Source organism: Nonomuraea glycinis (genome assembly GCF_035920485.1).
Classification (GTDB): Bacteria; Actinomycetota; Actinomycetes; order Streptosporangiales; family Streptosporangiaceae; genus Nonomuraea; species Nonomuraea glycinis.
In genome coordinates this window covers 2,865,186-2,891,478 of sequence record NZ_CP109166.1, presented here as the reverse complement: position 1 = coordinate 2,891,478, position 26,293 = coordinate 2,865,186, and the positions used below count along the sequence as shown (strand labels likewise).

Annotated in this window: 18 protein-coding genes and 1 tRNA gene; 13 read left to right on the top strand and 6 right to left on the bottom strand. The window is 69.1% G+C overall.

Features of this window, described 5'->3' with window-relative positions; all coding sequences use genetic code 11:
* Positions 1 to 22 precede the first annotated feature (22 nt).
* The 4 genes from gyrB (at position 23) to OHA68_RS13365 (ending at position 5,446) form a co-directional block, all read left to right on the top strand.
* On the top strand, positions 23 to 1,945 hold the full coding sequence (gyrB, locus tag OHA68_RS13380; protein ID WP_407674496.1) for a DNA topoisomerase (ATP-hydrolyzing) subunit B: 1,923 nt from the start codon (positions 23 to 25) through the stop codon (positions 1,943 to 1,945).
* 83 nt (positions 1,946 to 2,028) lie between these two features.
* Positions 2,029 to 4,530, top strand: a complete 2,502-nt coding sequence (gyrA, locus tag OHA68_RS13375; protein WP_327107935.1) for a DNA gyrase subunit A — start codon at positions 2,029 to 2,031, stop codon at positions 4,528 to 4,530.
* Positions 4,531 to 4,533: 3 nt separating this feature from the next.
* The gene (locus OHA68_RS13370; RefSeq protein WP_225277140.1) at positions 4,534 to 5,238 is read left to right on the top strand and encodes a DUF3566 domain-containing protein; all 705 of its coding nucleotides are present in this window, start codon (positions 4,534 to 4,536) and stop codon (positions 5,236 to 5,238) included.
* A 134-nt stretch (positions 5,239 to 5,372) separates the two neighbouring features.
* Positions 5,373 to 5,446 (top strand) — tRNA-Ile (locus tag OHA68_RS13365).
* Positions 5,447 to 5,515: 69 nt separating this feature from the next.
* Here OHA68_RS13365 and OHA68_RS13360 read toward each other — a convergent pair.
* From OHA68_RS13360 to OHA68_RS13350, 3 genes are all read right to left on the bottom strand, one after another.
* Entirely contained in the window at positions 5,516 to 6,682 is a 1,167-nt protein-coding gene (locus tag OHA68_RS13360) for a site-specific integrase (RefSeq protein ID WP_327107934.1), read from the bottom strand.
* Between the two features lie 626 nt (positions 6,683 to 7,308).
* Positions 7,309 to 7,575 carry a hypothetical protein gene (locus tag OHA68_RS13355; protein ID WP_327107933.1) on the bottom strand — a complete coding sequence of 89 codons (267 nt, stop codon included), beginning with the start codon at positions 7,573 to 7,575 and terminating at the stop codon, positions 7,309 to 7,311.
* 17 nt (positions 7,576 to 7,592) lie between these two features.
* A complete protein-coding gene (locus OHA68_RS13350; RefSeq protein WP_327107932.1) occupies positions 7,593 to 7,937 on the bottom strand; it encodes a hypothetical protein in 345 nt (114 codons plus the stop codon).
* Between the two features lie 189 nt (positions 7,938 to 8,126).
* Between OHA68_RS13350 and OHA68_RS13345 the strand changes: the two genes are divergently transcribed.
* Both OHA68_RS13345 and OHA68_RS13340 read left to right on the top strand, forming a co-directional pair.
* On the top strand, positions 8,127 to 8,876 hold the full coding sequence (locus OHA68_RS13345) for a DUF5919 domain-containing protein (RefSeq protein WP_327107931.1): 750 nt from the start codon (positions 8,127 to 8,129) through the stop codon (positions 8,874 to 8,876).
* On the top strand, positions 8,877 to 9,347 hold the full coding sequence (locus OHA68_RS13340) for an NUDIX hydrolase (protein WP_327107930.1): 471 nt from the start codon (positions 8,877 to 8,879) through the stop codon (positions 9,345 to 9,347).
* Positions 9,348 to 9,395: 48 nt separating this feature from the next.
* Here OHA68_RS13340 and OHA68_RS13335 read toward each other — a convergent pair whose 3' ends face one another.
* The gene (locus tag OHA68_RS13335; protein ID WP_327107929.1) at positions 9,396 to 9,983 is read right to left on the bottom strand and encodes a hypothetical protein; all 588 of its coding nucleotides are present in this window, start codon (positions 9,981 to 9,983) and stop codon (positions 9,396 to 9,398) included.
* 1,078 nt (positions 9,984 to 11,061) lie between these two features.
* Between OHA68_RS13335 and OHA68_RS13330 the strand changes: the two genes are divergently transcribed.
* The 7 genes from OHA68_RS13330 (at position 11,062) to OHA68_RS13300 (ending at position 21,928) form a co-directional block, all read left to right on the top strand.
* Complete coding sequence (locus OHA68_RS13330) at positions 11,062 to 13,224, top strand: hypothetical protein (protein WP_327107928.1); 2,163 nt, start codon at positions 11,062 to 11,064, stop codon at positions 13,222 to 13,224.
* Positions 13,217 to 15,316, top strand: a complete 2,100-nt coding sequence (locus tag OHA68_RS13325; protein WP_327107927.1) for a TOMM precursor leader peptide-binding protein — start codon at positions 13,217 to 13,219, stop codon at positions 15,314 to 15,316. The genes OHA68_RS13330 and OHA68_RS13325 overlap by 8 nt, the downstream gene beginning before the upstream one ends.
* Before the next feature lie 26 nt (positions 15,317 to 15,342).
* A complete protein-coding gene (locus OHA68_RS13320; RefSeq protein ID WP_327107926.1) occupies positions 15,343 to 17,079 on the top strand; it encodes a SagB/ThcOx family dehydrogenase in 1,737 nt (578 codons plus the stop codon).
* 201 nt (positions 17,080 to 17,280) lie between these two features.
* Entirely contained in the window at positions 17,281 to 17,454 is a 174-nt protein-coding gene (locus tag OHA68_RS13315; protein WP_189137563.1) for a hypothetical protein, read from the top strand.
* Positions 17,455 to 17,545: 91 nt separating this feature from the next.
* Positions 17,546 to 20,386 carry a lantibiotic dehydratase gene (locus OHA68_RS13310; protein ID WP_327107925.1) on the top strand — a complete coding sequence of 947 codons (2,841 nt, stop codon included), beginning with the start codon at positions 17,546 to 17,548 and terminating at the stop codon, positions 20,384 to 20,386.
* 42 nt (positions 20,387 to 20,428) lie between these two features.
* Positions 20,429 to 21,595 carry a thiopeptide maturation pyridine synthase gene (locus tag OHA68_RS13305; protein WP_327107924.1) on the top strand — a complete coding sequence of 389 codons (1,167 nt, stop codon included), beginning with the start codon at positions 20,429 to 20,431 and terminating at the stop codon, positions 21,593 to 21,595.
* Between the two features lie 72 nt (positions 21,596 to 21,667).
* The gene (locus OHA68_RS13300) at positions 21,668 to 21,928 is read left to right on the top strand and encodes a hypothetical protein (RefSeq protein ID WP_327107923.1); all 261 of its coding nucleotides are present in this window, start codon (positions 21,668 to 21,670) and stop codon (positions 21,926 to 21,928) included.
* Positions 21,929 to 21,931: 3 nt separating this feature from the next.
* On the opposite strand, the gene OHA68_RS13295 is transcribed toward OHA68_RS13300, so the two are convergent.
* Positions 21,932 to 24,679: a SpoIIE family protein phosphatase gene (locus tag OHA68_RS13295; protein ID WP_327107922.1), complete on the bottom strand. Its 2,748-nt coding sequence runs from the start codon at positions 24,677 to 24,679 to the stop codon at positions 21,932 to 21,934.
* Positions 24,680 to 24,994: 315 nt separating this feature from the next.
* Entirely contained in the window at positions 24,995 to 25,672 is a 678-nt protein-coding gene (locus OHA68_RS13290; protein WP_327107921.1) for a hypothetical protein, read from the bottom strand.
* Positions 25,673 to 26,293 lie beyond the last annotated feature (621 nt).

Here is a 26,293-nt window from a genome sequence, read left to right as displayed (position 1 = left end):
GTTGTCCTACGACGCTAGCTCAATCACCGTACTCGAGGGGCTTGAAGCCGTTCGCAAGCGCCCGGGTATGTATATCGGGTCGACCGGTGAGCGCGGCCTCCATCATCTCGTCTACGAAATCGTGGACAACGCGGTGGACGAGGCGCTCGCCGGCTTCGCCGACCGTATCGACATCACACTCATGGCCGACAACGGTGTGCGCGTGGTCGACAACGGCCGAGGCATCCCGACGGGCATCCACCCGGTCGAGAAGCGCTCGGCCGTCGAGGTCGTGCTCACCACCCTGCACGCCGGCGGCAAGTTCGACAGCCAGGCCTACGCGGTCTCCGGCGGTCTGCACGGCGTCGGCTCGGCCGTCGTCAACGCGCTGTCCACCGGCATGGACGTCGAGGTGAAGCAGCGGGGCCACTATTGGCGCGTCTACTTCGACCACTCCCGGCCGACGGCCCCCCTGGCGAAGGGCGAGGAGACCGACGAGACCGGCACGACCATCACTTTCTGGCCGGACCCCGACATCTTCGAGACCACCACCTGGAACTACGAGACGCTCTCGCGGCGCTTCCAGGAGATGGCCTTCCTCAACAAGGGTCTGACGATCACCATCACGGATGAGCGTCCCGACCACATCAACGGTGAGGCGCACCGGGCCGAATACTGCTACCAGGGCGGCCTGGCCGACTTCGTCAAGCACCTCAACGGCAAGAAGGAGCCGGCGCACGCGTCGATCATCTCCTTCGAGGAGGAGGGCGAGGGCATCGCGGTCGAGATCGCGATGCAGTGGAACCACTCCTACTCGGAGTCCGTCTACACCTTCGCCAACACCATCAACACGGCCGAGGGCGGCACCCACGAGGAGGGCTTCCGCGCCGCGCTGACGACCATCGTCAACCGCTACGCGCGCGAGCAGAAGTTCCTCAAGGAGGGCAAGGACGACAACCTCTCCGGTGAGGACGTCCGCGAGGGCCTGACCGCGATCATCTCGATCAAGCTGTCGGACCCCCAGTTCGAGGGCCAGACCAAGACCAAGCTGGGCAACACCGAGGCCAAGTCGTTCGTGCAGAAGGCCTGCAACGACCATCTGCGCGACTGGTTCGAGCGCAACCCCGGCGAGGCCAAGGACATCATCAACAAGTCGCTGCAGGCCTCCCGCGCCCGCATGGCGGCTCGCCAGGCCCGCGACCTGACCAGGCGCAAGTCGCTGCTGGAGTCGGGCAGCGGCCTGCCCGGCAAGCTGGCCGACTGCCAGTGGAACGACCCGGAGAAGTGCGAGCTGTTCATCGTCGAGGGTGACTCGGCCGGCGGCTCCGCCAAGGGCGGCCGCGACTCGCGCTTCCAGGCGATCCTCCCCATCCGCGGCAAGATCCTCAACGTGGAGAAGGCGCGGATCGACAAGGTCCTGAAGAACAACGAGGTCCAGGCCCTGATCACCGCGCTGGGCACCGGCGTGCACGACGAGTTCGACATCGCCAAGCTGCGCTACCACAAGGTCATCCTGATGGCGGACGCCGACGTCGACGGCCAGCACATCAACACGCTGCTGCTGACGCTGCTGTTCAGGTTCATGCGGCCGCTGATCGAGGCCGGGCACGTCTACCTCTCCTGCCCTCCCCTCTACAAGATCAAGTGGGACCGTAAGGGCGACGACGCCTCCTACGCCTACTCCGACCCCGAGCGTGACGCGGTCATCCAGGCCGGCATCGACGCGGGGAAGCCCGACCCCAGGGCCCGCGACAACATCCAGCGCTTCAAGGGTCTGGGCGAGATGAACGCCTCCCAGCTCTGGGAGACCACCATGAACCCCGAGACGCGGCTGCTGCGCCTGGTCACGCTCGACGACGCCGCACAGGCCGACGACCTGTTCAGCGTGCTCATGGGCGAAGACGTGGAAGCCCGGCGCGACTTCATCATCCGCAACGCACGCGACGTCCGTTTCCTCGACGTCTAGCGGCCTAGCCGTCGGTACGGATTCCGCTACCCGCGGGGACCGCTCGACACGGCTCCTCGTACCACGAAGAAGGACCACAACCAGTGACGGAAGTGAACACCACTCCCCCGGCTGATCGCATCGAGCCTGTGGACATCCAGTCCGAGATGCAGCGCAGCTACATGGACTACGCGATGTCGGTCATCGTGTCCAGAGCGCTGCCCGACGTCCGCGACGGACTCAAGCCGGTGCATCGCCGGGTGCTCTACGCGATGTACGACGGCGGCTACCGTCCCGACCGCGGCTACTTCAAGTGCGCCCGCGTCGTCGGTGACGTGATGGGCTCCTACCACCCGCACGGCGACACCTCCATCTACGACGCGCTCGTCCGGCTGGCGCAGCACTGGTCGCTGCGTTATCCGCTGGTCGACGGGCAGGGCAACTTCGGCTCGCCGGGCAACGACCCGGCGGCGGCGATGCGTTACACCGAGTGCAAGCTCGCGCCCATCGCCATGGAGATGCTGCGCGACATCGACAAGGACACCGTCAACTTCCGGCCCAACTACGACGGCAAGTCGCAGGAGCCGGACGTGCTGCCGGCCCGCTTCCCGCAGCTGCTCGTCAACGGGTCCGGCGGCATCGCGGTCGGCATGGCCACCAACATCCCGCCGCACAACCTGCGCGAGGTGGCCGGCGCGGTCAAGTGGTGCCTGGAGAATCCGGAGGCCGACGACGAGGAGCTGCTCGAAGCCTCGATGCGGCTCGTCAGAGGGCCGGACTTCCCCACCAAGGCGCTGATCGTCGGACGCCGGGGGATCGAGGACGCCTACCGCACCGGCCGCGGCTCGATCACCATGCGCGCCGTGGTCGAGGTCGAGGAGGACGGCAAGGGCCGGCAGGCGCTGGTCGTCACCGAGCTGCCGTACCAGGTCAACCCGGACAACCTCGCCCTCAAGATCGCCGAGCTGGTCCGCGAGGGCAAGCTCTCGGGGATCGCCGACGTACGCGACGAGAGCTCCTCCCGGGTCGGCCAGCGGCTGGTGATCGTGCTCAAGCGCGACGCGGTCGCCAAGGTCGTGCTCAATAACCTCTACAAGCACACCCAGCTGCAGGACACCTTCGGCGCCAACATGCTGGCGCTGGTCGACGGTGTGCCGCGTACGCTCAGGCTCGACCAGTTCATCCGGTACTACGTGGCCCACCAGATCGAGGTCATCGTCCGCCGGACGCGCTACCTGCTGCGCAAGGCCGAGGAGCGCGCGCACATCCTGCGTGCGCTGCTCAAGGCGCTCGACCGGCTCGACGACGTCATCGCGCTGATCCGGGGCTCGGAGTCGGCCTCACACGCCCAGCAGGGCCTGATGTCGATGCTGACCATCGACGAGATCCAGGCGCAGGCCATCCTCGACATGCAGCTGCGCAAGCTCGCCGCACTGGAGCGCCAGGCGATCCAGGACGAGTACGAGCACCTGATGACGCAGATCGCCGAGTACAACGCGATCCTCGCCAGCGAGGCCCGCCAGCGCGAGATCGTCAACGAGGAGCTCGGCGAGATCGTCGCCAAGTTCGGCGACGAGCGGCGCACGGAGATCATCGCGCACGACGGTGACATGTCGATCGAGGACCTCATCGCCGAAGAAGAGGTCGTCGTCACCATCACCCGGGGCGGCTACGCCAAGCGCACCAAGACCGACCTCTACCGGGCGCAGAAGCGTGGCGGCAAGGGGGTGCGCGGGGCGCAGCTGCGTCAGGACGACATCGTCGACCACTTCTTCGTCACCACGACCCACCACTGGCTGCTGTTCTTCACCAACAAGGGCCGCGTCTACCGGGTCAAGGCGTACGAGCTGCCGGACGCCGGGCGGGACGCGCGCGGCATGCACCTGGCCAACCTGCTCGCCATGCAGCCGGACGAGACGGTCATGGAAGTCCTCGCCATGCGCGACTACGAGGTCGCCCCTTACCTCGTGCTGGCCACCCGCAGCGGCCTGGTCAAGAAGACCCGCCTGTCGGAGTACGACTCCCCCAGGACCGGCGGCCTCATCGCGATCAACCTGCGCGACGACGACGAGGTCATCGGCGCCCGGCTGGTCTCCGAAGAGGACGACCTGCTGCTCGTGTCCAGGAACGCACAGTCCATCCGCTTCACCGCCACCGACGACGCGCTACGCCCCATGGGCCGGGCGACCAGCGGCGTCATCGGCATGAGATTCCTCGATGGCGACGAACTTCTCGCCATGAATCGTCTGGCCGACGGCCATGATGTGCTTATCGCCACCGAAGCCGGGTACGCAAAACGGACCCCCGTGGAGCAATATCCGGTGCAAGGACGTGGCGGCAAGGGCGTGCTGACTGCAAAGATCGTAAGTGCCCGTGGCAAGCTGATCGGAGCCGTCATGGTCAACCCGGAGGATGAGGTCTTCGCGATCACATCCGCAGGCGGGGTGATCCGGACGAGTGCGGGTGAGATCAAGCAGTCCGGCCGCCAGACCATGGGAGTGCGATTGATGAACCTCGCCGAAGGCGACAGCGTGGTGGCCCTCGCCCGAAACGCCGAGTCCTTGGAGACTGCGGTGGAGAGTGAGGAAGACGGGGGTGGAGAGTAGGTCATGAGCACCCAAGGTGGTGGCCCCCGGACCAAACCGGTCCGGGAGAACGGCCAGCAACAGGAGCCGAAGAGGCCCTCAGGCAACGAGGGCCCCAAGCCAGTCGATGAGGGAGGAGCCGCGGCGCCCAAGCCGGCGGTGCAGCCTGACGGGCCACCGCCCGTACGGCCGCAGCCGCTCGGGCAGTCACCTGGGCAGCCGCCCGGGCAGCCGGAGCAGGAGGGGGGCGAGACCGTACGCATGCGGGCCTCGTCGCTCACCACCGAGGCTCCGCCGCCCCCCATCGAGCTGCGTAAGAAGAAGTCGTCGAACTCCGGGGGGTCCCGCCTCCCGCGCAAGGCCCACCTCGTCCTGCGCCGCGTCGAGCCGTGGTCGGCCATGAAGTTCAGCTTCGTGGTGTCGCTGGTCTGCTTCGTGGTGCTGTTCGTAGCGGTCGCCGTCCTGTACGGCGTGCTGTCGGCCCTGGGCGTGTTCGACTCCCTTGTGGACCTGGTCAACCAGCTCGGCAAGGGTGAGCAGGGGCAGAGCTCGATCCCCATCGACATCGCGTCGTGGTTCGAGCCGGTCCGCATCCTCGGCTACACCGCCCTCATCGGCGCGGTGAACGTCGTGCTGATCACCGCCCTGGCGACGCTCGGGGCGGTCATCTACAACGTCGCCTCCGACCTCGTGGGCGGCGTTGAAGTGACCTTCAGCGAGGCGGAGTAGTTCGCGGGTCGCGCCGCACCCAGGGTTGTCGGCCCGGGTGCGGCGCGAATGGCTCACCGGAGGCGGTAAGCTTTTCCCGTCCGAACAACTGGTTCGCCTCCGCGCTGCGGATGCGATACCGTTTCGGTGTGTGCGGGGCTATAGCTCAGACGGTTAGAGCGCTTCCCTGATAAGGAAGAGGTCCCAGGTTCAAGTCCTGGTAGCCCCACCCAGCTCAGAGGCCATTTCCCGGCAGGGAAGTGGCCTTTTTTGATCTTCCGGGTGACCAAGTGAGTGACTACGCTCCCTTGACCTCAATGGGGAAGATCATGTCCATCGCCTCGGCCCCTTCGAGCAGTACCGGGCGGAGCTGCTTCCGGTAGACCTTCTCCGTCACCACGGTCCCCTTGTGGCCGACCAGGCGGGAGATGTTCTCCAGAGCCATGCCGGAGTCGGAGAGCAGCGAGACGAAGCTGTGCCGCATCTCCCGAGGCGTCCACTCGTCCTCATTCAGGTTGGTCCTCTTGAGGATCACCCGGAAGGCCCGGCGGACATTGGCCGCGTCTAGTTCGGTCCCGTGCTTGCTCGCGAAGACGAGATCATTCTCCTGCCACAGATCCCCCGCCCTCTCCCGTGCGAGCGCCTGCCGCTCACGGTGACCGCGCAGGGCGTCCACGCACAGCCTGGGGAGAGCGAGCGTCCGCCGGGACTTCTCGGTCTTGGTGTCTCCCCCGACTCGTACCGAACGCCACACCATGATCGACGGTGGGAGCGGGGGATCCGCGTCCGGTTGGCCGTCCAGGTCCACATGCGCCCAGGTGAGCGCTCGCAGTTCCTCGGTCCTGGCGCCGATGAGGAGCGACACCACGACGTAGGCGTACAGGATCGCTCCCTCAGCCGCCTTGAGCACTGACGCCGCCTGGTCGAGCGTCAGCGACTTCGAGGGACGTCCCTCTTGCCCCTTGGGGATCTCGCACAGCATCACCACATTGCGCTTGACCTTGTCCCGTGCCTGAGCACGGGCGATGGACCGCTTGAGAACTGAGTGGATCTTACGTAGCGTCTCCGTGCTCAGGATCTTCGCTTTGGCCGCCAGCCACCGGTCCACGTCGTCGGCGGACAGCTCACGGAGCTTGCGAGCGCCCAGTGCGGGAATCACGTGCTGCTCCGCCAGGATGCGACGGTTCGTGATCGTGGAGGCTTCCCGCCCGTTGAGCCCGAACTCCAGCCAGTCGCGTACGGCGTCGCCCACCGTGTAGTTGTGCGCGGCCGTGGTCAGGCCGTCGTCGTAGTCCCTGATGATCTCCTTGAGCTTGGCCTTGGCTTCGGTCTTGGTCTTGCCGCTGGCCTTCTTGACGATGCGCTTTCCGGCGGGGGTGTAGCCGACGGTCACCGAGGCGATCCAGCGTTCGCGGGTCTCGTCCCAGTGCAGGCCGCCGTCTCCCCGGCTGCGCCGTGTGGTCATGATGCCCTCGCTTCCTGTCCAAGAAGTGCCACGTAGTCGGGGATTGGCTCAGAGTTTCTTTACTGGTTCAAGGCGGCAGCGCTCCGCGCCGCCGCGCGGCGGGACACGCCCCGCCGTCCCGGCACGGCCAGCGGGCCGGGCGTGCGGCCCTGGCGGCCGGTCCCGGCCCGCGCCAGCCGGGACGGCACGGCGTAAGCCCGCCGCCCGCCGCACCGAGCACCCGCCGTACCGAACGCACTCGCCGCCCCCGGTACGCGCTGCCGCCTGCCGCTGCGACCGCCGGCCCAACCGCTTCGCGGCCCCTTTGGGGTGCCTTCGGCATTGCGCCGGCCGTCTCCGCTCCCGCTGAAAGGTCTTCAGGGTTGCGGGCCGTGACTCCCCCGCCCCCACTACCGGAGTGTTCGTGTCCCTCGGTCGGCGTCAACTCCGTCTGTACCTGTTGGGTGAGGGTTGCTGTGCACGTCGGGGCGGACGGACACGCGAAGACGGAGTTGACCCCTCGGTCGGGACACACAATCTGGCAGCTATCGGAGGCGGGGGAGGAATGGGCCAGGAGCCGTGCATGGTGGACTCCTGGCAGGCGTGGCGACGCCGTCCCTCCGAAGCACACGCCGCCACGCCCGTCTCTACCGGGCCTTCCCGGACAGCAGTGCCGTCCAGGTCGCCCGAGTTGTGGCGATCGACCAGCGGTGACTCTCGTCCACCCGGTGGCCGCCGTCGAGTTGGAGGGTGCGCCGGATGAACCCCTGCCCACCGCCCTGGAACAGCTCGTACACCGTGGCCCGGCATCCGCACGTCCACGCCACCGGCCGCACCCGCTCCAACACTTGGTCGGGTGTGTGCCAGTCGAGCCGAACATGATCGCGCTGTGCCATGCCCAGGTGTGGGCTCACGCACGTCTCAAGCACCATCACAACGGCGCCGCCCCTGCCTTCGGCGCTCTCAGTGGAGGCGCGGGGTGCGTCGTGCGGAGATCGGCGTAGCGGGCGGCGATTCGGCGAGCGGCCGCCACCGGGTTGTCCACCGGGTACGCCGCGTACTTCCTGCGGCCCGTCCGCGCGGAGTACTCCCCGTTCCACCACATGAAGCGGAAGCCGTCAGACCAGACGAGCAGCTCCACCCACACGCTCAGCAAGGCCGCGCCGTGCCCCTCGTGAACGTCGGCGGCTATCCCGAGATCATCGAGAGCGGCGCGGAGCTGTTCGGCCGCGTGAGAGGAACGGGCGGCTTTTGTGATCACTGCGTTGCGGGTCATCGCTTCTCCGGGAGGTTTCGGATGGTCGTGACGAGGCGGTCGAACGGGTGGTCGCACCTCATGCCCGCCCTGTGGTGACGGGACGTTTTTTGAGGCTTGATACGTCCCTAAGCATGCTGACCAGCGCCAGGACGGGAAACTTCATTTGCGGACGGTGACGGGACGTCTTGGGAGGCGTATAAACGTCCCATGGCACCAAACGAGCGCCTACGGTCCGCGTTGCTCAACGCGGGCATCAGTGTCCGGCAACTGGCCGAGGCGGTAGGAGTCGATCCCAAGACCGCCGAACGATGGGTCAACACCGGCCGCACACCACACCCTGGCATCGCCCACCGAGCCGCGATCGTGCTCCGCGAAGACCTCGCTCACCTGTGGCCCGCGATCGAGCAGGGGCGGCGACGTCATCGAGGGAGCGGTGAACTGATCGCCGCCTACCCCACCCGCGCCTCCGCGCCCCTGGACATGTGGCGGACCCTGTTCGAGCGCGCGGAGCAGCGCATCGGCATCCTGGTCTACGCCGCGAACTTCCTGCACGAATCCTGGCCGGACTTCAACGACCTTCTTGCGTCGAAGGCGCGGGAGGGATGTCGGGTGCGCATCCTTCTCGGTGACGCCGACTCGCTCGTCATCCGGGGCAGGGGCGCTGAGGAGTTGTTCGGGCACGGCATCGAGTCACGGTGCCGGGTGGCGCTCATGCACTACCGACCCCTGGCGGAGTCGTCGAACGTCGAGCTGCGCGTGCACGACACCACGCTCTACAACTCCCTGTTCGTGGGCGATGACCACATGATCGTCAACGCGCACGTCTTCGGCATGAACGCCTACGGCGCTCCGGTCTACCACCTGCGTCGCATGCGGGAGGAAGGGCTGTTCGACACCTACGCCACCAGCTTCGAAGCCGTGTGGAAACAGTCCCGACTCCCCGGTGAGGGGGCGTAAGTGGCCCGTACCGAGTACTACGACGACCCCGACGCCCCCGAGCCGAACAGCCTGGTCGTGGGGGTGTCCGCTGTGGTCGTCGACGACCGGGGACGCATCCTCATGCAAAGGCGCACCGACAACGGGCTATGGGCGCTACCCGGAGGCGGGATGGACCTCACCGAGTCGGTGCCTCAGGCCGCCGTACGGGAGGTGAAGGAGGAGACCGGCTACGACGTCGAGGTGACCGGGATGGTCGGCCTCTACACCGACGCCCGGCACATCATCGCCTACAGCGACGGAGAGGTACGACGCCAGTTCAACATCTGCCTCACAGCCCGCGTCATCGGCGGAGCGCTCGCGATCAGCGACGAGTCGACCGACGTCCGTTGGGTCAGCAGGGAAGAGATCGACACGCTGTCGATGCACGACACCCAGCGACTCCGGATCGGGCACTTTCTTGACGGGAGGGCCGCGCCGTACATCGGGTGAACCGAGAATCCTCCGCGTGGCCGACGGCAGGGTGTGTGAGCACTCGAATCATTGGCAGGGGTCCGGGTCCTGGCCCTCGCGGTCGAACTCCGCTTGGGAGATCGTTGTATCCACCCATTCGATCGTTGACGAGGTCTCGTCCAGAGACTGAACGAAGACCTGGCCCGGTTTGAGCTTTGCCACGTCCTCAAGGGTGAAACTGACGCTAGAAGTATTGACTCTGCTGTTTCCCCGCCCTTTCCCGCCGGACACCTCATAGATGATTCCGGGCTTCAGAACAAGCGGTCCCGGCTCCACCGTCCAGCCGTCGGCCGGGGCGTCGAGGCGCACTGAGGCGCTCTGCCCGTCGAGATCCGGCGCGTGGAACTTCGCGTCCCTGACCCAGAGGGTGGACGGGGTACTGCTGGGGAGATTCGAAGGACTGCTCAAGGTTTCGGAACCCGACGTGCCGGAGGACGGTTCTTCATGGGAAACGGTCACATCTTCGGGGGTGGCGCCGTCGCACCATGCCAGAACGGCGACGGGATGGCCTTCTGCGTCGACGCTGATCCCCACTGACCCGGCTACCGGAGGTACGCAGGCCGTGGCGCTCAGAGTAACTATGATCGCCAGTGTGATTCTCAGCCATCGCCGCATATGAGCACGATAGAAATAATCGGCCTCAGATCGTAGCTTCGTGATCTTATCGGAGTCCGAGTGTTACAGCGTGGTCGATATCCATCTCAGGATTCCCTGAGTGACGAACTGAGTGACAACGACCACGGACGAGGCCGGACGGTGATGGATCACCATGGACCGTATGCCCAGGCGGGGGCGGGTATAGCCCGTGGTCCCGCCCCCTCCCGCCTTGCCTGATAAGGAAGAGGTCCCAGGTTCAAGTCCTGGTAGCCCCACTTAGTCTGACTAGCAGGAATAGCCACTTTCCGATCTTCGGAGGGTGGCTTTTTGCTTTCCGGGGCCGTCTTGTCCGTGCGCGGTGCGCCGTGGACGTGCTGGGGCAGGGGGCGAGGTGTCCGATGGCACGCTCGTCCCGGTCCGTGAGCGGTCGCGTCTCCGCCTTCGCGGGCGGAGTCGGGCCGGGTGGGCCCTACTTTTGTCCACATCTTCGGCGGCCATTTGACAACTCCGTGTTGAATATCGCGAGGGCGCTGGTATAAGGTGCCTTATATAAGGCAGCTAAAAAGGGTCTTTGTCCTCGAAAACCATGCCCACCAAGCGTCCGGCGGGAGCGCAGGCAACCATCATCTCCCTGTGCCCCTCCGCCACGGAACTTCGCCTCTCCAGCGGCGCGCCTGACCGGCAGTGCGGGTGGGGGGAGCCGTACAGGAACGTGGTACGTCCACCTGGGCCGCGCGATCGCGGAGCTCAGGGATCTCGGTGGCGGCGGCCATGAGTCCGGCACCGGAACTGCAAGAAATGATTCTTATCAGAGCGACTCGCTCTGATCGCACCTGGATTCCTCACCGGTCACGGCTCGATCCCGAGCCGATGGTGAGTGGTTTCTTCGGTCCTTCATCGTCTTCCCGGTAGAGCCGGGACTTCTTTTCGGACGAACGGTCTCCCCGAAGCCGGCTGTCCGCCTCGACAGGGCATTTCTCTCAAGCGCCGTGCCTGGTGCGTGCTCTGCGGCATGCTCCGGCACTGGCGTGCGAAAGGACAGGTCATGCGCCCACGCCTCATGGATGATGTTCGCTACGTCGAATGCCAGGAGGGTGTGTACATACAAAGCGGGCTGGACTCCTGCATTCTCGAGGGCCGGCATGTTTACCAGTGGATCAATGGTCTCGCTCCGCGTCTGTCCGGCGACCGGTCGCTGGAGGAGATCACCCAGGGTCTGCCCGACGCACACCGGAAAATGGTGGAAGACCTTGTCCGGACGCTGGCCGAGCGGCGCTTCGTCGTCGACGCGCGCGACGACAGGGCACACGGCCTCTCCGAGCAGGAGCTGACGGAGTACGCATCCGAGATCTCGTTCATCCGCTACGGGTTCGACTCGGCGGAATGGCGCTTCCAGCAGGTGCGGAACGCGCGGATCCTGCTCTACGGCCAAGGGCTGGTCCTCGCCGCGGTCGTGGAGGACGGACTGCGGTCGGGCTGGCGGCGGTTGAGCGTCCTCACCGGCGCGGGCGGCGCCTCTCTGCGAGAGGTGGCCGAACGGGCCCGGCGGGATGAGGGGCAGCAGGTCCTCGTCGAGACGGCCGGGCTGGACCCGGCCGGTGACCCGCTGGTGCGCGACCGCATCACCGACGCCGATCTTGTGATTCACGTCGCGTCCGGCGATGACACCGACGCGCTGGTCACGACCGCCCGGATGTGCGCCGACGCCGGGGTCGCGCTGGCGCAGGTGCTGGTACGCGATGTGGAGGTGTGGGCGACACCGGTCTACGGGCGGGAGCACGTGCTCGCGGAGTCGGGGTGGCGCTGGCTGTCGGCGGCCGGTGCGGCCGAACGCCGGGAGAGCGGTGCAGCCGGACGGTGGGAGGCCGGTGCGGCCGGACGGTGGGAGGCCGGTGCGGCCGGACGGTGGGAGGCCGGTGCGGCCGGACGGTGGGAGGCCGGTGCGGCCGGACGGTGGGAGAGCGGCGTCGGCGATGGGGCGCGGGCGGGCCGACAGGGCTTGACCGGCGTCTCGTGGCTGACCGGGCCGGTGCCTTCGCTGATCGCCACCAGCGTCGTCCTCGCCTGCTTCCGCCACCTGGCGGGGATGCGCCCCGAGCGTCCGGGCACGCGCTCCGGATCCCGGATCGACGGGACGATGACGCGCACCGACCTGGAGAGCCTCCACACGACCGTGCACCGGTTTCACCGTCACCCCGCCAACGGCGCAGCGAATGCGGCGGGTGCGGCCGGTGCTGGGGGTGCCGCGGGTGCTGCGATAACGGGGCGGGCGGCGGGTACGGGGCGCGCGGCGGGCGCTGCGGGGGCGGCGGCTCAGGACGTGATCGCTTCTCTGCGGGCTGCGGAGCGGGTGCCGCAGGTGGATCTGCTTGTTCGTGCCCGTGCGTTCGAGGACCCCTACCTGGGACCACTGCGTTCGCTTGACGAGGAGGATCTGCCGCAGGTGCCGCTGGCCCTGTGCCAGGCCACGGTGGCCGATCCGTATGGTCGTCGCCCACCTCCGGAGGTGGAGCCGGTCGTCGGATGGGGACCCGATCGTGAGACCGCACGCGCTCGGGCGGTGCTGGCCGCGCTGGCCGCCTACGGGTCCCTGGTGGCCGAGCACGCATCCCGGCAGGCCGGCGACCGGGCCACCACCTGGGGGATGGACCTGCTGACCGGGGCCGTCCGCCGGGTGCCGTTCCCGGGCGGGGACTCGGCCGTGGTGCGGCGGGCGTACGCGGCGCCTCCTGGAGCCGCGGCCGGGCTGTGCTGGGACGAGGCGGTGGAGGCCGGTCTGCTGGCGCACTTCGAAGCGCTGCCGGTGGTCCTGTGGGACGGGGCAGATGCGCCGATCGTCGATCCCGTACGGGGGTCGGGAGACGACGACGGGGTGCTCGAGACGATACGTCTGCTTGAGCGTACCGGTGAGGCGGTCGAGTTCTGGGACCACAGCGCCGCGCTGGGGCTGCCCGCGTACACGGTGACCGCCGCAGGCGGGGTGGTGGCACGGTCGGTGGCCCTGGCTCCTGGGCCGGCCCTGCGTCACGCGGCGGAGCGTGCCCTGCTGCACTGGCAGACCCGGGTCGAAGGGCGGTCGGAGGCCGCCCCGCCGGCGCGGCGATGGGCCGCGGGCGGGTCGCCGCGGGAGGCGGCCTTCCTCGCCGCGAAACTGCTGCGCCTCACCGGTCGCACCCCTGTGGTCGTACCGCTCGTGCGCGACGACGCCGTGAGCTCTTTGCTTCCCTTCGTCGTCCAGGTGGTGCTGTGCGATGACTGAGGTGCGGGAGGACCCATCCAGAGCGCGGGCGGAGCCCCGGCCTTCCGACGTCGCCGTCATCGGCGCCGGGCGGGTCGCCCGGGCCGTCGCGGCCCAGGGCGAGGGCCGGCTCGCCTACCTCGCCGTCGATTCGGTGCACGACCTGCCGGCGGGTGTCGCGGGGGTGCACCTGCCGGCGGGCGTGGCGGGGGTGGACGACCTGCCGGGGGGCGTGGCGGGGGTGCACGATCTGCCGGCGGGCGTGGTGGGGGAGAACGGGTGCGCGGCGCTCGTCGTCGTCTCGGAGGGGCTGGTGCACGCCGGAGAGCAGGAGGTCCAGGAGTACGCGTCGGTTCGGGGGACGCCCTGGTTGCCCGTTCACCTCGACGCCGGGTGGATCACCGTCGGCCCGCTGGTGCGCCCGCCGCGACCAGGCTGCCCGCTGTGCGTACGGCGCAGGCAGAGCCGTAACCGGACCGACTCGGCGGCCCGGCGACTGCTGCGCGACCAGCCGCGATCCGCGTCGCGGGAGACCGGTGCCGCGACGGTCCCGCCGATGCTGGTCACGGCCGTGGCTCGGTTGGTGCGGGACGAGGTGAGGACGGTGCTCGCCCGTGCGGACGTGGCCCGGACCGACGGCGCCATCCTGCGGCTGTCCTTACTGGACGCGTCGGTGCGCAGACATCGGTTCCTTTCCGACCCGCTCTGCCCACGCTGCTCCGACCTGCCGTCGGATACCAGGCTGGGGGCGGCGCTCCCCCGCCGGCCGCTGATCAAGGCGGACCCCGGCGAGTTCCGGCTGCACGATCTGCACAGTGGGGTCGCGGACCGCTACGTGGACGCGGAGACCGGTCTGATCGCCTCCGTGGACGTCGGATCGCGCGGGGGGATACCCAGCGCAGTGGCCCGCCTGGCGCCGGCCAGGATCCACCACGACTCCCAGCACGGCTTCGGCCGGGCCGGGGACTACCGCTCCGCCAGGCTCACCGCACTGGCGGAAGCGCTGGAACGCAGTTCGGGCGAGCGGCCGGGGGGCCGCAGGACGACCGTGCGCGGGTCGTACGAGGAGCTCGCCGACGACGCGATCGACCCCCGCACCCTCGGCACGCCCCCGCAGGAGCTGTACCGGCTGCCCGACTACCCGTACGTGCCGTTCGCTCCCGATCAGAAGACGAGCTGGGTCTGGGGATACTCGTTCGCGCGGTCCGCTCCTGTGCTGGTGCCGGAGTCCACCGCCTACTACGGCAGGCGTCCGGAGAACGAGCCACGCTGGGTGTTCGAGACGTCCAACGGCTGCGCCGCCGGGTCCTGCCTGGAAGAGGCGATCCTGTACGGCCTGCTGGAGGTCGCCGAGCGGGACGCGTTCCTGATGACCTGGTACGCCCGCCTCGCCGTACCGCGGGTCGACCTGGATTCGGCGGCCGACCGGCGGATCCCGCTGATGGAGGAGATGCTCGCCCGGCGCTTCGGGTGCGAGGTCATGATCTTCTCCACGATGCTGGAGCAGCGGGTGCCGACGTTCCTGACCCTCGCGGTGAACCGGACGGCGGAGGCCCGGTGGGCGATGGCGTTCGGGGCGGCGGCGCACCTCGACCCCGAGCGGGCCGTGCGGTCGGCGCTGCGGGAGGTCGCGCCGCTGCTGAGGGCGCTGAGCGCCGGGCGTGGCCACGCCGCCGTCGAGCCGATGCTGGCCGATCCCCTGCTGGTTCGTGACATGGACGACCACCCGGCCCTCTACGCGCATCCGGCGACGCGCCCACGGGCGGACTTCCTGGACGGCGACGGGCCGCGGCTGCCGCTGAGCGCCGTCACCGCCCGAGCCGGATGGCCGCGCCACGCGGACCTCACGGACGACCTGGACGAACTCGTCGGACGGTGGCTCGCCGCCGGCCTGGACGTCATCGCCGTCGACACCACCTCCACCGAGCAGGCCTCCGGCCGATTCGCCTCCGCCAAGGTCATCGTCCCCGGGGCGCTGCCGATGACCTTCGGCCACGCCTCCCGCAGGACCGAGGGCCTGCCGCGGCTGCTGACCGTGCCCCGGCAGCTCGGCTACCGGGACCGCGACCTGCGCCCCGAAGAGATCAACCCGCATCCCCACCCGTTTCCGTAGCGCCACCACCGACTGGAGGGGCCGAGATGATCATTCAGACCGCGCGGGCCGCCCCCGATCCACGGGAACCGGCGACGTTGCCCGCCGGTGAGGCGACCCGCCGCTTCCTCGCGGCGGTGGGCGGGCCGCCCGCCGCCCCCAGTACGGGGGCCGCGAAGGCGACGGGCGCGTTCAAGCGGTACGGGGACGCCGAGCACCTGAGCCTGCCCGATGGCCGGGGGGACGTGCCGTCCGGGTCGGGGCCGGCGTTCGTCGGTCACCTGCTGCGGCACCTGCTCGGGATCGGCCCTTGCGACTGGACCTATGACCTGAACCGACTTGGGGTGTGGCCCGGCCCGGTGACCGTCGGGGTGCACCGGCCGGTTCCGTCCGGCGGCGCGCTGTATCCGATCGAGGCGTACGTCGCCGGCGGGCCTCCTGGGTTGCCGGCGGGGTTGCACCACTACGATCGCGCCCATCACGCGTTGCGACGCGTACGCGCGGGCGATCATCGTACGGCGCTGCTCGAAGCGCTGACCGTGCCACCGGCCACGCCGCCCGATCTGGTGATCGTCCTCACGGCGGTGTTCTGGCGAACGGGTATCAAATATGGGGATTTCGCGTACAAGCTTCAGTGCCAGGAGACGGGCGCGCTTCTGGCGCAGGCGCTGGCCCTGACCGAGGATCTCGATCTTTCCGTCCGGCCGTACCTGGACTTCGACGGCGCCTTGCTCGACACCCTGCTCGACCTGCCGAAGGGGGCCGAAGGCGCGCTCGCCGTACTCTCCCTGACGGGAGCGGGAGCGGGAGCGGGAGCGGGAGCGGGAGCGGGAGCGGGAGCGGGAGCCGGAGCCGGAGCCGGGGCGCTGGGGTCGGAGTCGGGTGGGGTGGGGGTAGGGGCGCGGGAGCTTATTGGCCGGCGGGCTGCTGAGGCGGTGGACCCGCCTCCTTCGGTGAGCGACTCGCTGCCGCATCTCGCCGCCCTGCACGCCGCCGCCACGATGCCGAGCGGCCGGGCGGGGACGGGCGGGAGCGCGGGACCGGGACCTGCCTGGCCTGCCGGAAAAGGGTCGCCGCGTGGCGACGAGCCCGCCGTGCGGCTGCCGGAACCGGTGCCCGTCCCGTTGCGCGCGGGCATCGGCCACCGGAGGTCCGCCCCGGCCGGATTCGCGCCGGCGCCCATCTCCGCGGCGGCGTTCGCGAGCATCCTGGCGGCCGCGGCGGGCGGCTACCTGGGGGAGCTGGAGGGCACGCCCGAAGGGCCGGCCACCTGCGGGGTGTACGCGTTGGCGCTGCGGGTGGACGGCGTGCCGCCGGGCGGCTACCGGTACGACCGGGAGGGCCGCCTGCGCGGCGCCGCCGTACCGTGGCGGGGTCTCGACGAGATCGCCGCGGGGGTGCAGCCGCTCACCGCGCTCGCCCTCCGCGAGGCGGGGGCGGTGATCCTTCCCGTCGGCGACCCCTTCGACGGCGTCGCGAGGTTCGGCGACCTGTGGTGCCGCCTCCAGCTGACCGAGTCCGGGATCAGTGTCCACCGCGCCGCCCTCGCCGCCGCCGCGCTCGGGCTCGCGGCCCGGATCCACTCCGACGTCTGCCACGGGGCGACGGACACGGCGCTCGGACTGCGCGGGCAGGGCCGCGAGCCCGAGCGCGGCGGCGAGGGGCTTGGACCGCGCGGGCAGGGCCGTCGCAGCCTCAGCGCCCTGCTCGTGGGCAGATCTCCGCGCCGCACCCCCGTCCGATGGGACCCGTGGCCGGTCGCTGACCGGTACCGGCCCGACTGACATCTTCCCGCGTCGACCGGCGCGGGTGCCATCGATCGAGAGGACAGCCAATGCCACGAGCCCCGCCGGCCGCCCCGGTGCCATGTCCCATCAGGTGAGCATCGCGTTCGCCCGCATCGGCCCGCGGCACCCGGGCTTTCGCCGCCGAGGACGACCTCGGCACCACCCTTCTCGACAGGTCACAACGATCAGGAGGTCATCATGCAGGACGGTTCCCTGTTCGATTTGTCGACTTTGGCGGTCGACTCGATCAGCGTGATCGAAGGCACCGCCGAAGGCCACGGCATGACCGAGCTCAGCGCGAGCAACTGTTTCTGTGGCACCTGCGCCACGTGTAACAGCGCGCCGAGCTTCATTGAGGACGAGGTTCTCTAGTCCCTGACAACTGCCGATCACCAGGTGATGGCGGGTGGCGTCCGGGCCTCCAACGGCGTGGCCCGGATGCCGCGAACGACGGGAGTGAACGATGAGTGAGATCGGTCAGGGGCGGGTCGTCCTGAGGCCCGGTTCGGGAGCGCCGGCGCCGCGGGGCGAGGGATACGCGGCGGGCGCGGTGTTCGGGGTGCGTGTCGCCGGCATCCCGGCGGAGCGCGTGGCCGCCCTCCGCTTCAGCCGTACGTGGTCGCTGGTGGACGAGGTGGTACGGCTGGACGGGCAGGTGGCGGCCGAGGGCGCGCGCCTCGCGGACATCCTGTACGAGCTGATCGGGGCGGGACGGCGGCCGGAGCTCAAGCCGGCTCTCGTCGCCCTTCGACGTGATCTTTTCGCCGGGCGCAGGCCTCGGGACCGTGTCTGGACCCCGGTGATCATCGAGTTCCTGCCCCGGCCGGTGGCCGGGCGGATGTCCCGCTGGCTTGAAGATCTCGATCGGCTGACGGGGGCGCGGGCGGAGATGTCCGGCCTGCTGGATCGGGAGCTGGCCGAGAAGACGGCCGTGCTGCGCGATGCCACCCGGCTCTTCGAGTTCCGGCAAGGCCTGGCGCAGAGCAGTTCGGACCTGTCACGGCGCCTGGAGGCGTGGCTGGACGCGCCGGGCGATGCCGCGCCCGCCCGGCAGACGCTGCTCCGGCTCGCCAAGTACCTCGCGCGGGCCGCCATGAAGACCAGCCCGTACGTGACATTCACCGCCAGCGGCCTGGGCGGATGGAGCGCCGCGGACGGCTCCGCCGTGTTCGCTGACGACCTGCCGTCGCTGGGGGTCGCCGAAGCCGACCGGGTGCTCGTGCACGCCTTCTGGCAGTGGTCGGCGGGGCAGCCGGGGCTGCGGGACAGCGTCGTCCTGCGGGTCAACCCGACCGCCGTCGAGGAGGACGGCCGCGTCTGGTTCCTCGGTCACCGCCCCGCCGAACCCATCAACTCGGTCCCGGCGAGCGCGTTCTTGCGCGCGGTCCTCGATCTCATCCGGTCCGTCCCCGGCACCACGCGCGGGGCGGTGGCCGGGAAGCTGACCTCCCTCGACGACGTCGAGCGGGTCGACCACCTGCTCGGCGTGCTGATCGCCAGTGGTTTGGTGGAGCAGCGCCCGCCCTTCTCCGAGCAGGCCGGGGACGCCCTGCCCCGGTTGATCGGCTGGCTGGAGCGGGCGGCCTCCGGAACGGGGGGTGATGAACCGCGTGCGCTGGAGCCGCTCCGGGCGATCGCCGAGGCCGTGGACGCGTACGCGCGCCAACCGGATAGCGGGAAACGCCGCTGGCGGGAGGGTGTCGAGCGGATCGCCGAACGGATGGCGTCCGACGCGCGACCGCCCGGGCCGGAGCTTCCCTCCCGGCACCTCGTGCATGAGAGCTACGTGCTCGCGGGCACGGTCGTGAGCTGGCCGAGCGCGAGCCTGCGGCGGGTGCACGACGACATGAACCGCGTCCGCCGGCTCCTCGCGGTGTTCGATCTGAGCCTTCCGCTGAAGATCGCCCTCGCCGACTACTTCCTCTTGGCGTACGGGCCCGATGGCTCGGCGCCCCTTCTCACCTTCTACCGGCGCGTTCACGACATGGGGTCGCTGGCCGACAGCGTCACGGGGGTCGCGGTCCGGAGATTCCTGAGTCAGCGGCCGCGCCGCACCGGCCAGGCGGGCGACTTGGCCGGGTACGGCTCGCGGATGGCGCGGCTGGGTGAGCTTCGCCGTACGGCATGGGACTTCCTGCACGCGGCCCAGGAGAAGGCCGGTGAGGGGAATCCGGTGCCGCCCGAGTCGCTGGAGGAGTTGATGGCCTCCTGGCCGCGCTTCATCCGCCCGACCGCGTCGATATCGGTGTACGGGCAGTTGATGACGACGCCCGAAGGGCCGCGGCTGGTCGTCAACTACGTGGGGGCGGGGCCGCGCAGGGGCGTGGGGAGGATCGAGCATCTTCTGGCGACCGCGGGCGATCGGGTTCCTGATCTCGCCGACCGGAAACCGGTGTGCGAGGACGCGACGCTCGCCGACCGGAAACGGGTGTGCGAGGACACGACGCTCGCGGAGTTCCGCGTCGACCACGGCAACAATCTCGACATCCATCCGCGAGCGTTGCCGGTCATCGACTACCCCCGCGCGGGCGGGGACGACGCCGAGGAGACGATCTCGCCGACCGGCCTGCGTGTCGAGTACGACCCCGACCACGAGCTGCTGGTCTTGCGCGGACCCGACGGCAGGGCGATCCGTCCGGCCCACCTGGGGCTGACCTTCGAGGTGTTCCTCCCGCCCGCGCAGTCGTTCCTGATTCGCGCCTTCGGGCCCAACCCGACCGTGATGATGGCCGGCTGGGCGTTGCGAGGGGGGATGAAACCCCCGCCGTCCCGCGCCGTGGAGCACGCGCCGCGGCTCACGATCGGCGCCGTGGTGCTGATGCGGGCGCGCTGGCGCATGCGCGCGGGGGAGTTCCCGGCCCCGGGCAAGGGCGAGGATCCGGGCGCCTACCTGCTCCGGCTGGCGCTGTGGCTCGACGGGCACGGGATACCGCGCGAGTTCTTCGCCCGGGTCCTGAAGGTGAACGACAGCGGCGGCGACGGTGTGCTCGGCAAGAGCAGAAAGCCGGTGTACGTCGATGTGACCAACTGGTTTCTCATTCAGGATTTCGTTCGCGTGCTCGACGATCCGGATCGTCTGATGGTGCTGGAGGAGGCGGTTCCGGCGATGCCGGACCTGCCCCGGTACGGCGAGCACGGGTCTCGCGTCACGGAGTACATCTTCGATCTGGCGGCCATGGAATCGACAGCGGAATCGACAGCGGAATCGACAGCGGAATCGACAGCGGAATCGACAGTGGAGCCGACAGTGGACCCGGACACGGAGGCGTCCGTGGCGGACGGCGGTGAACGGGACCGCGCCTGACCGCGGTCGCCGTTGATTCATCTCGAAGGAAGGCGATGGGAAATGACTCCTCGAACGACGCGGCTCTCCACGGATTCCGCGTGGCACAGCGCGCACGTCCACTACCACGAGAAGGACAAGTCCGGGCTGTTGATCGACGCCGTGGCACCCCTGCTCGACCGGGTGGCCGGGGTGACGGAGGCGGTCTTCGTCACCCCGCACTGGCGGCAGGGGCCGCACCTCCGGATCAACATCCGTGCCCGCGACCACGACTGGTCCGAGGTGATCCGCCCGGCGATCGAGGAGACGATCGGGGCGTATCTGCGCGACCATCCGTCCACGACCCGGCTCGATGAGGGGGTGCTGCTCCCGCAGCACCGGCTCCTTGCCGAGATGGAGATGGAGTCAGGGCTGCTCACCCCGTGGTATCCCGACAACACGGTGCGCTTCGCGCCGTTCCAGTCCCGGCGGCATGCGGTGGGGGGTGACCAGAAGGTGGCGGATCTGATCATGGACTTCTCCGTCGAGAGCAACGGGCTCTATCTGGATATGTCGCGCCATATCAGGGAAGGGCGGGACCGTCTGGACCTGCTCATGCTGACCCTGATCTTCACCACCGCCCACGCGATGGGCGGGCTGCGGCGCAACGTCGGGTCCTTCCGCGCGCACTCCGAACGGTTCTTCGACGCGTGCGACCGGCCCGACATCTGGCGGTCGGCGTTCGCGGCGAAGTACGGGGACCATCGTGACCTGGTCGTGGACCGGATGCGCGCCGTGGCCCGCACCCTGGACGGCGCGGACGACGACGCTCCCGACGGCATCCCCGCCGCGCCTGTCCCGTTCGTTCGAGAGTGGGCCGAACTGGTCACCCGCCACGCCGAACGCGCCGGCCCGATCCTCGAAAGCGGCGTGCTGAACGTATTCACCACCGACGCCGCCGTCTCCGAGGAGCCACACCTCAGCGAATACCGCCGCCTGGCGATGAGCAACGCCGAGTACATCAGAAGGGGATTCGGCAACCCCGTGTTCCAGCGCTATCGCGTGGTGCTGAACTACACGTACGTGTTTCTGACCCGGATGGGCCTTCTGCCGCGCGAACGCTGCCTGCTGTGCTACCTGGCGGCCAACGCCATCGAGGACGTGTACGACGTGTCCGCGATCGACTTCCTGCGCAAGTTCGTCGCCGAGCATCCGGCCCCCCGCGTCGAGTCCTCCTCGGAACAGCCGTGACCGAACCCGTACGGCGACCCGTGGTGAGCCGGTGCGCGGGGACGCGATGTACGGTGCTGGAGAGGAGGGCGTATGACGACGATCGGCGGATGCTACGTATGCAAGCGCACCTTCAGTTTCGTCCCGGAGAGCGTCACGGTGGTCACGATCGACCCTGAGACCGGTCTGCCACCCGGCATGACGGTGCTGGGCACCTTCCGTGAGCCGACGCCGGAAGCGTTGGCCAGGGCGGTCGCCGAGCCCATCTGCCCGGAATGCGTGGGCAGGGCGACGCAGCTCCTGGAATCGTCCGCGCCGCGGTTCGAGACCTGGCACAACCCCGACAAGGGCTGACGCTCACAGGCCGTCGGCGAAGAGGGACAAGGCCGTCGCCGGATCGGGCGGCTCGGCCTCGCCGTCGGTCAGCGGTTGCTCGGCCCAGATGACCTTGCCGCGGTGCGTGTGGCGGGTGCCCCAGCGCTCGGCGATGTGCGCGACCAGGAACAGTCCGCGTCCGCCCTCGTCGGTGGCGACCGCGCGGCGTGGGCGCGGGGAGCTCTCGCTCGCGTCGGACACCTCGCAGATCAGCGCCCGGTCCAGGATCATCCGCGCCCGGATGGGCTCGCTGCCGTAGCGGATGGCGTTGGTCACCAGCTCGCTGAAGATCAGCTCGGCGTTGAAGGCGAGGTGCTCCAGGTTCCAGGCGGCGAGCCGCTTGGCGACCTCGCTGCGCAGGTGGGAGACCACGGCGGGGTCGGACGCCAGGTCCCAGGAGGCGATGTGGTCCTGCGGCAGCGCCCGGGTGCGGGCGACCAGCAGGGTGACGTCGTCGGTGCGGTCGTCGCGCGGGACGGCGTCCAGTATGGCGGAGGCGGTCTGCTCGGCCGAGCCGCCGGCTTGGCCGAGGGCTCCGCGCACGCGCTCGGCTCTGGTCCGGGCGTCATACTCATGATCGTTGACGACTAGTCCGTTGCTGTACAGGATGAGCCTGCTGCCCTCGGGGAGTTCCACCTCGGTTGTCTCGAAGGGGGAGCCGCCGAGGCCGAGCGGCTGCCCCGGGGGCACCTGCAGAAACTCCATCGCGCCGTCCGGGTAGATGACAGCGGGTGGCGGATGGCCGGCGCAGGCCAGGGCGCAGCGCTGGGAGGTGGGGTCGTAGACCGCGTACGCGCAGGTCGTCCCCGTGATGCCGACGTCCGGGGCGGCGAGATCCCGCAGCACGCTGTCACCCAGGTCGGTCTCCTCCTGGCTGAGGCGGCGGACCAGCTCGTCCAGATGGGTCAGGATCTCCCCGGGCGGCATGTCGAGCGAGGCGAAGTTGTCGACGGCGGTGCGCAGACGGCCCATGCTGGCCGCACCGCGCAGGCCGCGGTCCGCGACGTCGCCCACGACCAGGGCGACACGGGCCCCCGACAGGCAGATGACGTCGAACCAGTCGTAGCCGGCTGCCCCCTGCGCCGGCAGGAAGCGGTGTGCCACTTCGAGCGCGCTCTGCTCAGGCAGGCTGCTGGGCATCATGCTGCGCTGCAGAGCCACGGCCATGGCCCGCTCCCGGGTGAACCGGCGGGCGTTGTCCACGCATACCGCCGTGTGCCGGGCCATTTCCTCCGCGAGGCAGACGTCGTCGTCCTCGAAGGACGCGGAGCCCCCCAGGCGCATGAAGGTCGCCACGCCCAGGATGCGGCCGTGGGAGAGCAGCGGGACGGCGATGAGCGAGTTGACTCCGTACCCGGACGCGGGAGCGGTGGTGCGCGGATCCGGCCGCATCACGGCCTCCTGACCAAGGAGACAGTCCGCCTGCGGGGAGGTCGGGAGGTAGCGGACCGGCTTTCCCGCGTCGTGGAGAGGAAGATTCTCCCCTACGGCCCGGGACACGACGCGGCGCAGGCCCGTGGCCGGATCGCCGGGCTCCTCCCCGCGCAGGACGTTCTCGTGCAGATCGATCGTGACATGGTCGGCGAGTCGCGGAACGGCCACTTCGGCGAGTTCTTCGGCTGTCACCCGCACGTCGAGCGTCTCGCCGATGATCGTCGCCGCCTCGTACAGGAGTCTGATGCGTCTGCGGGCCGCGATGGCGAGCTTGCCGACACCCGGCTCGCCGAACAGGATCAGCCACGGATCGGTGGGCGACTCCCTGGGCGGGTGGGCGGTCGCCGGCTTCGCCTGGGGGACGGGGCCGAGGTCGGGGATCTCGGCGGCGGGGGCTTCGGTGACGGGCTCCCACGGGCCGTCCTGGATCCGCACCTGCGCCACGACGCCGACCAACCCCGCGGGCTCGGTCGTGGGCACAGCCCGCAGCGTGGCGATGCGCGCACGGGAGAGAGGGACCTCGACGGCCGCCCGCTGCCCCAGCGCGATCAGCTCGGTGGCCTTCTCCTCCAGCAGGAAGCGGTCCGCACGCGGCAGATCGCGCAGGGAGGGGCGCGACCGCAGGGTGGGCAGGTCTCCGGTCCGCAGGTACGCCTCGAACAGGGCGTGCTCGCGCTCGCTGCGCTGCTCCAGGACCCGTCGTTCGATGCCCGCGGCCACTTGCTGCGCCAGGACGGCCATCGCCACGTCTTCGCGCTCGTTGGGGCAGACGATGCTGACGGCGCCGAGGGCGCGGCCGGTGAGCGGGTCCAGGATGGGCACCCCGGTGCCGGTGAAGGGCTGCACGCAGGAGGCCGGATGCTCGAAAGCCGCGACGCGGGTCAGTCGCCTCTCGGCCAGTGCGGTGCCGGTGCCGTTGGTGCCGATGGCGGCTTCGGAGTAGTTCGTGCCGACTACGGCGCCTACCTTGTCGAAGAATCTCGTCATCTGGGGGTCGGCGAGGTAGCGAAGCACCAAGGTCGCCTGGCCGTCGACGAGGAGGACGGCGGCGTCGGCGTGGTCGACGATGGGTCGCACGCGATCGAGGACGGGCCCGGCCATCCTGATCAGGTAGGAGTTCGGGTCCGCCTCCACCGGGTCCGGGAATCCGAGCTTGTCCGGTGGGCCCGCGAGCTCCTGGCAGCGCCGCCAGGACCGCAGGATGACCGGACGCACGCTCTGGCTCACCTGCTCACCGTGCAGGAATCGCTCGAAGACCTCCTCGGCGGGCCCTTCCCCCACCCGGATGTGTGCCATCTGGGTTACCCCCGACGCATCTCGACCAAGTGCGGCGCATTCCAATCTCGACATTACATGACAAAGAGTGATAATTCCCCATCAGCGCCTGGTTAGGCATGCCCGCCGAGCAGGGCGTTCGTACGGGTCCAGGCTTCGGGGAAGATCTCGCGGGACGGACGTGGCGGCGGTGATCGAGACCCTTCTCGACGGCTTCGTGCGGGGCCGGGAGAAGGGCAGGCGCAAGCCCCACATCGGACGGTGTGGGGCTTCGCGAATACCGGCGCGTGAACGGAAACGCGAATGCCCATGAGTTCCGGGAGTCCGCTTGTCGCGTTACTTGAGGGAGATCAGGCGGCCCTTGAACTTCGGGTGCTTGGTCTCCCAATAGTGCCAGCCTTCCACTCTGGAGGGCACGTTGGCTATTCCCCTGTCGATCTCGACGTGGCGGCAGGTGCCGAGCACGCGCCAGGACGACCAGCCGACGCGGTACCCGAGAACGCGGTACCACATATTGCCGTACATCCCCTTGCTGATCTCCTGGGTGTACTCGTGCCCGGTGAAGACCATGTGCCGCTCTTCGAGGTGGGGGAGACCCATTCTGCGAAAGCGGCGGATCAATGTATGAGTGTCGGTATGGGTGTCGGTACGGGTGTCGGTATGGGTGTCACCACGGGCGTCAGTACGGGTGTCGGCATGGGCGTCGGAATGGGCGTTGGAATGGGTGCGGTCCCGCTCCTTCTGTCTTTCCTTCTCGGTCTCGACGAAGGCGAGCACCTCGTGCTCCCGCGTGACCGAAACCGTCATCGAGCCGCCGGGGCCGTCGATGAACCTGGTGCGGGGGACGAAGAAGTTCCGCGGCGAGAGCCTGTCCACCTTGAAGAAGGCGTGCGGATTGCAGCGCCCGGCGAGGTCGTGGCGGTGGTTGTCGCGGTCGTGGTCGTCATCCGCACTCACCGCCGGGGACAGGGCGGCGACCAGTGCCATCGAAAGGGTGCCGGCCTTGGCGAGCATGATGCGCCTCGTCGAGTGACACGCCTTGGACCGGGCGGGCGTGGATGTGGCTGTTGTCCGGGGAATGGGCGTGAACATGTACCGTTCCTTTCGCATTGCGACTCCTGGTCGCGACTGACCCGCAGGCCGAATGCGGCCGTGTCCGCCCGTGGAGCGAACCAACGTGACCGGTACGATGCTTACAGTTGTCGTGAGTCACGCCACAACGCCACGCCGCCCCGCAATTCCTTCTAAGAGGAAAGAGCGGGTGAAAAACTGTCACTACGGCTTCTCGTCCGTTTGTCGGCGGATTTAGTCGGCGCAAATGACGTATATTTCGGGAAATAATGGCGGCATCGGGCAAAGCCTGGCGATCGGTCCTTAGCTGCCCAAGAAGGGTGCGCCGGATAGGAGCGCTAACCCGGACATCCCTCGCGTGGGTTTATGTTGATCCGTGTTTGATCTTCAGTGCGGGACATTGCGGGATCGTGATCCTGCTAATTCGTATTAGTTCTTGACAACGCCGTCCGGTGACGGGACCGTGTTTCCCTGGCTGAGCCGCCTGAAGACGGTCGGCCGACAACTCACCTGTTGAGTCGTGTTCCCCCGCGAGATCGTGGCGAGCCGGGCTCCGGCCGTCCT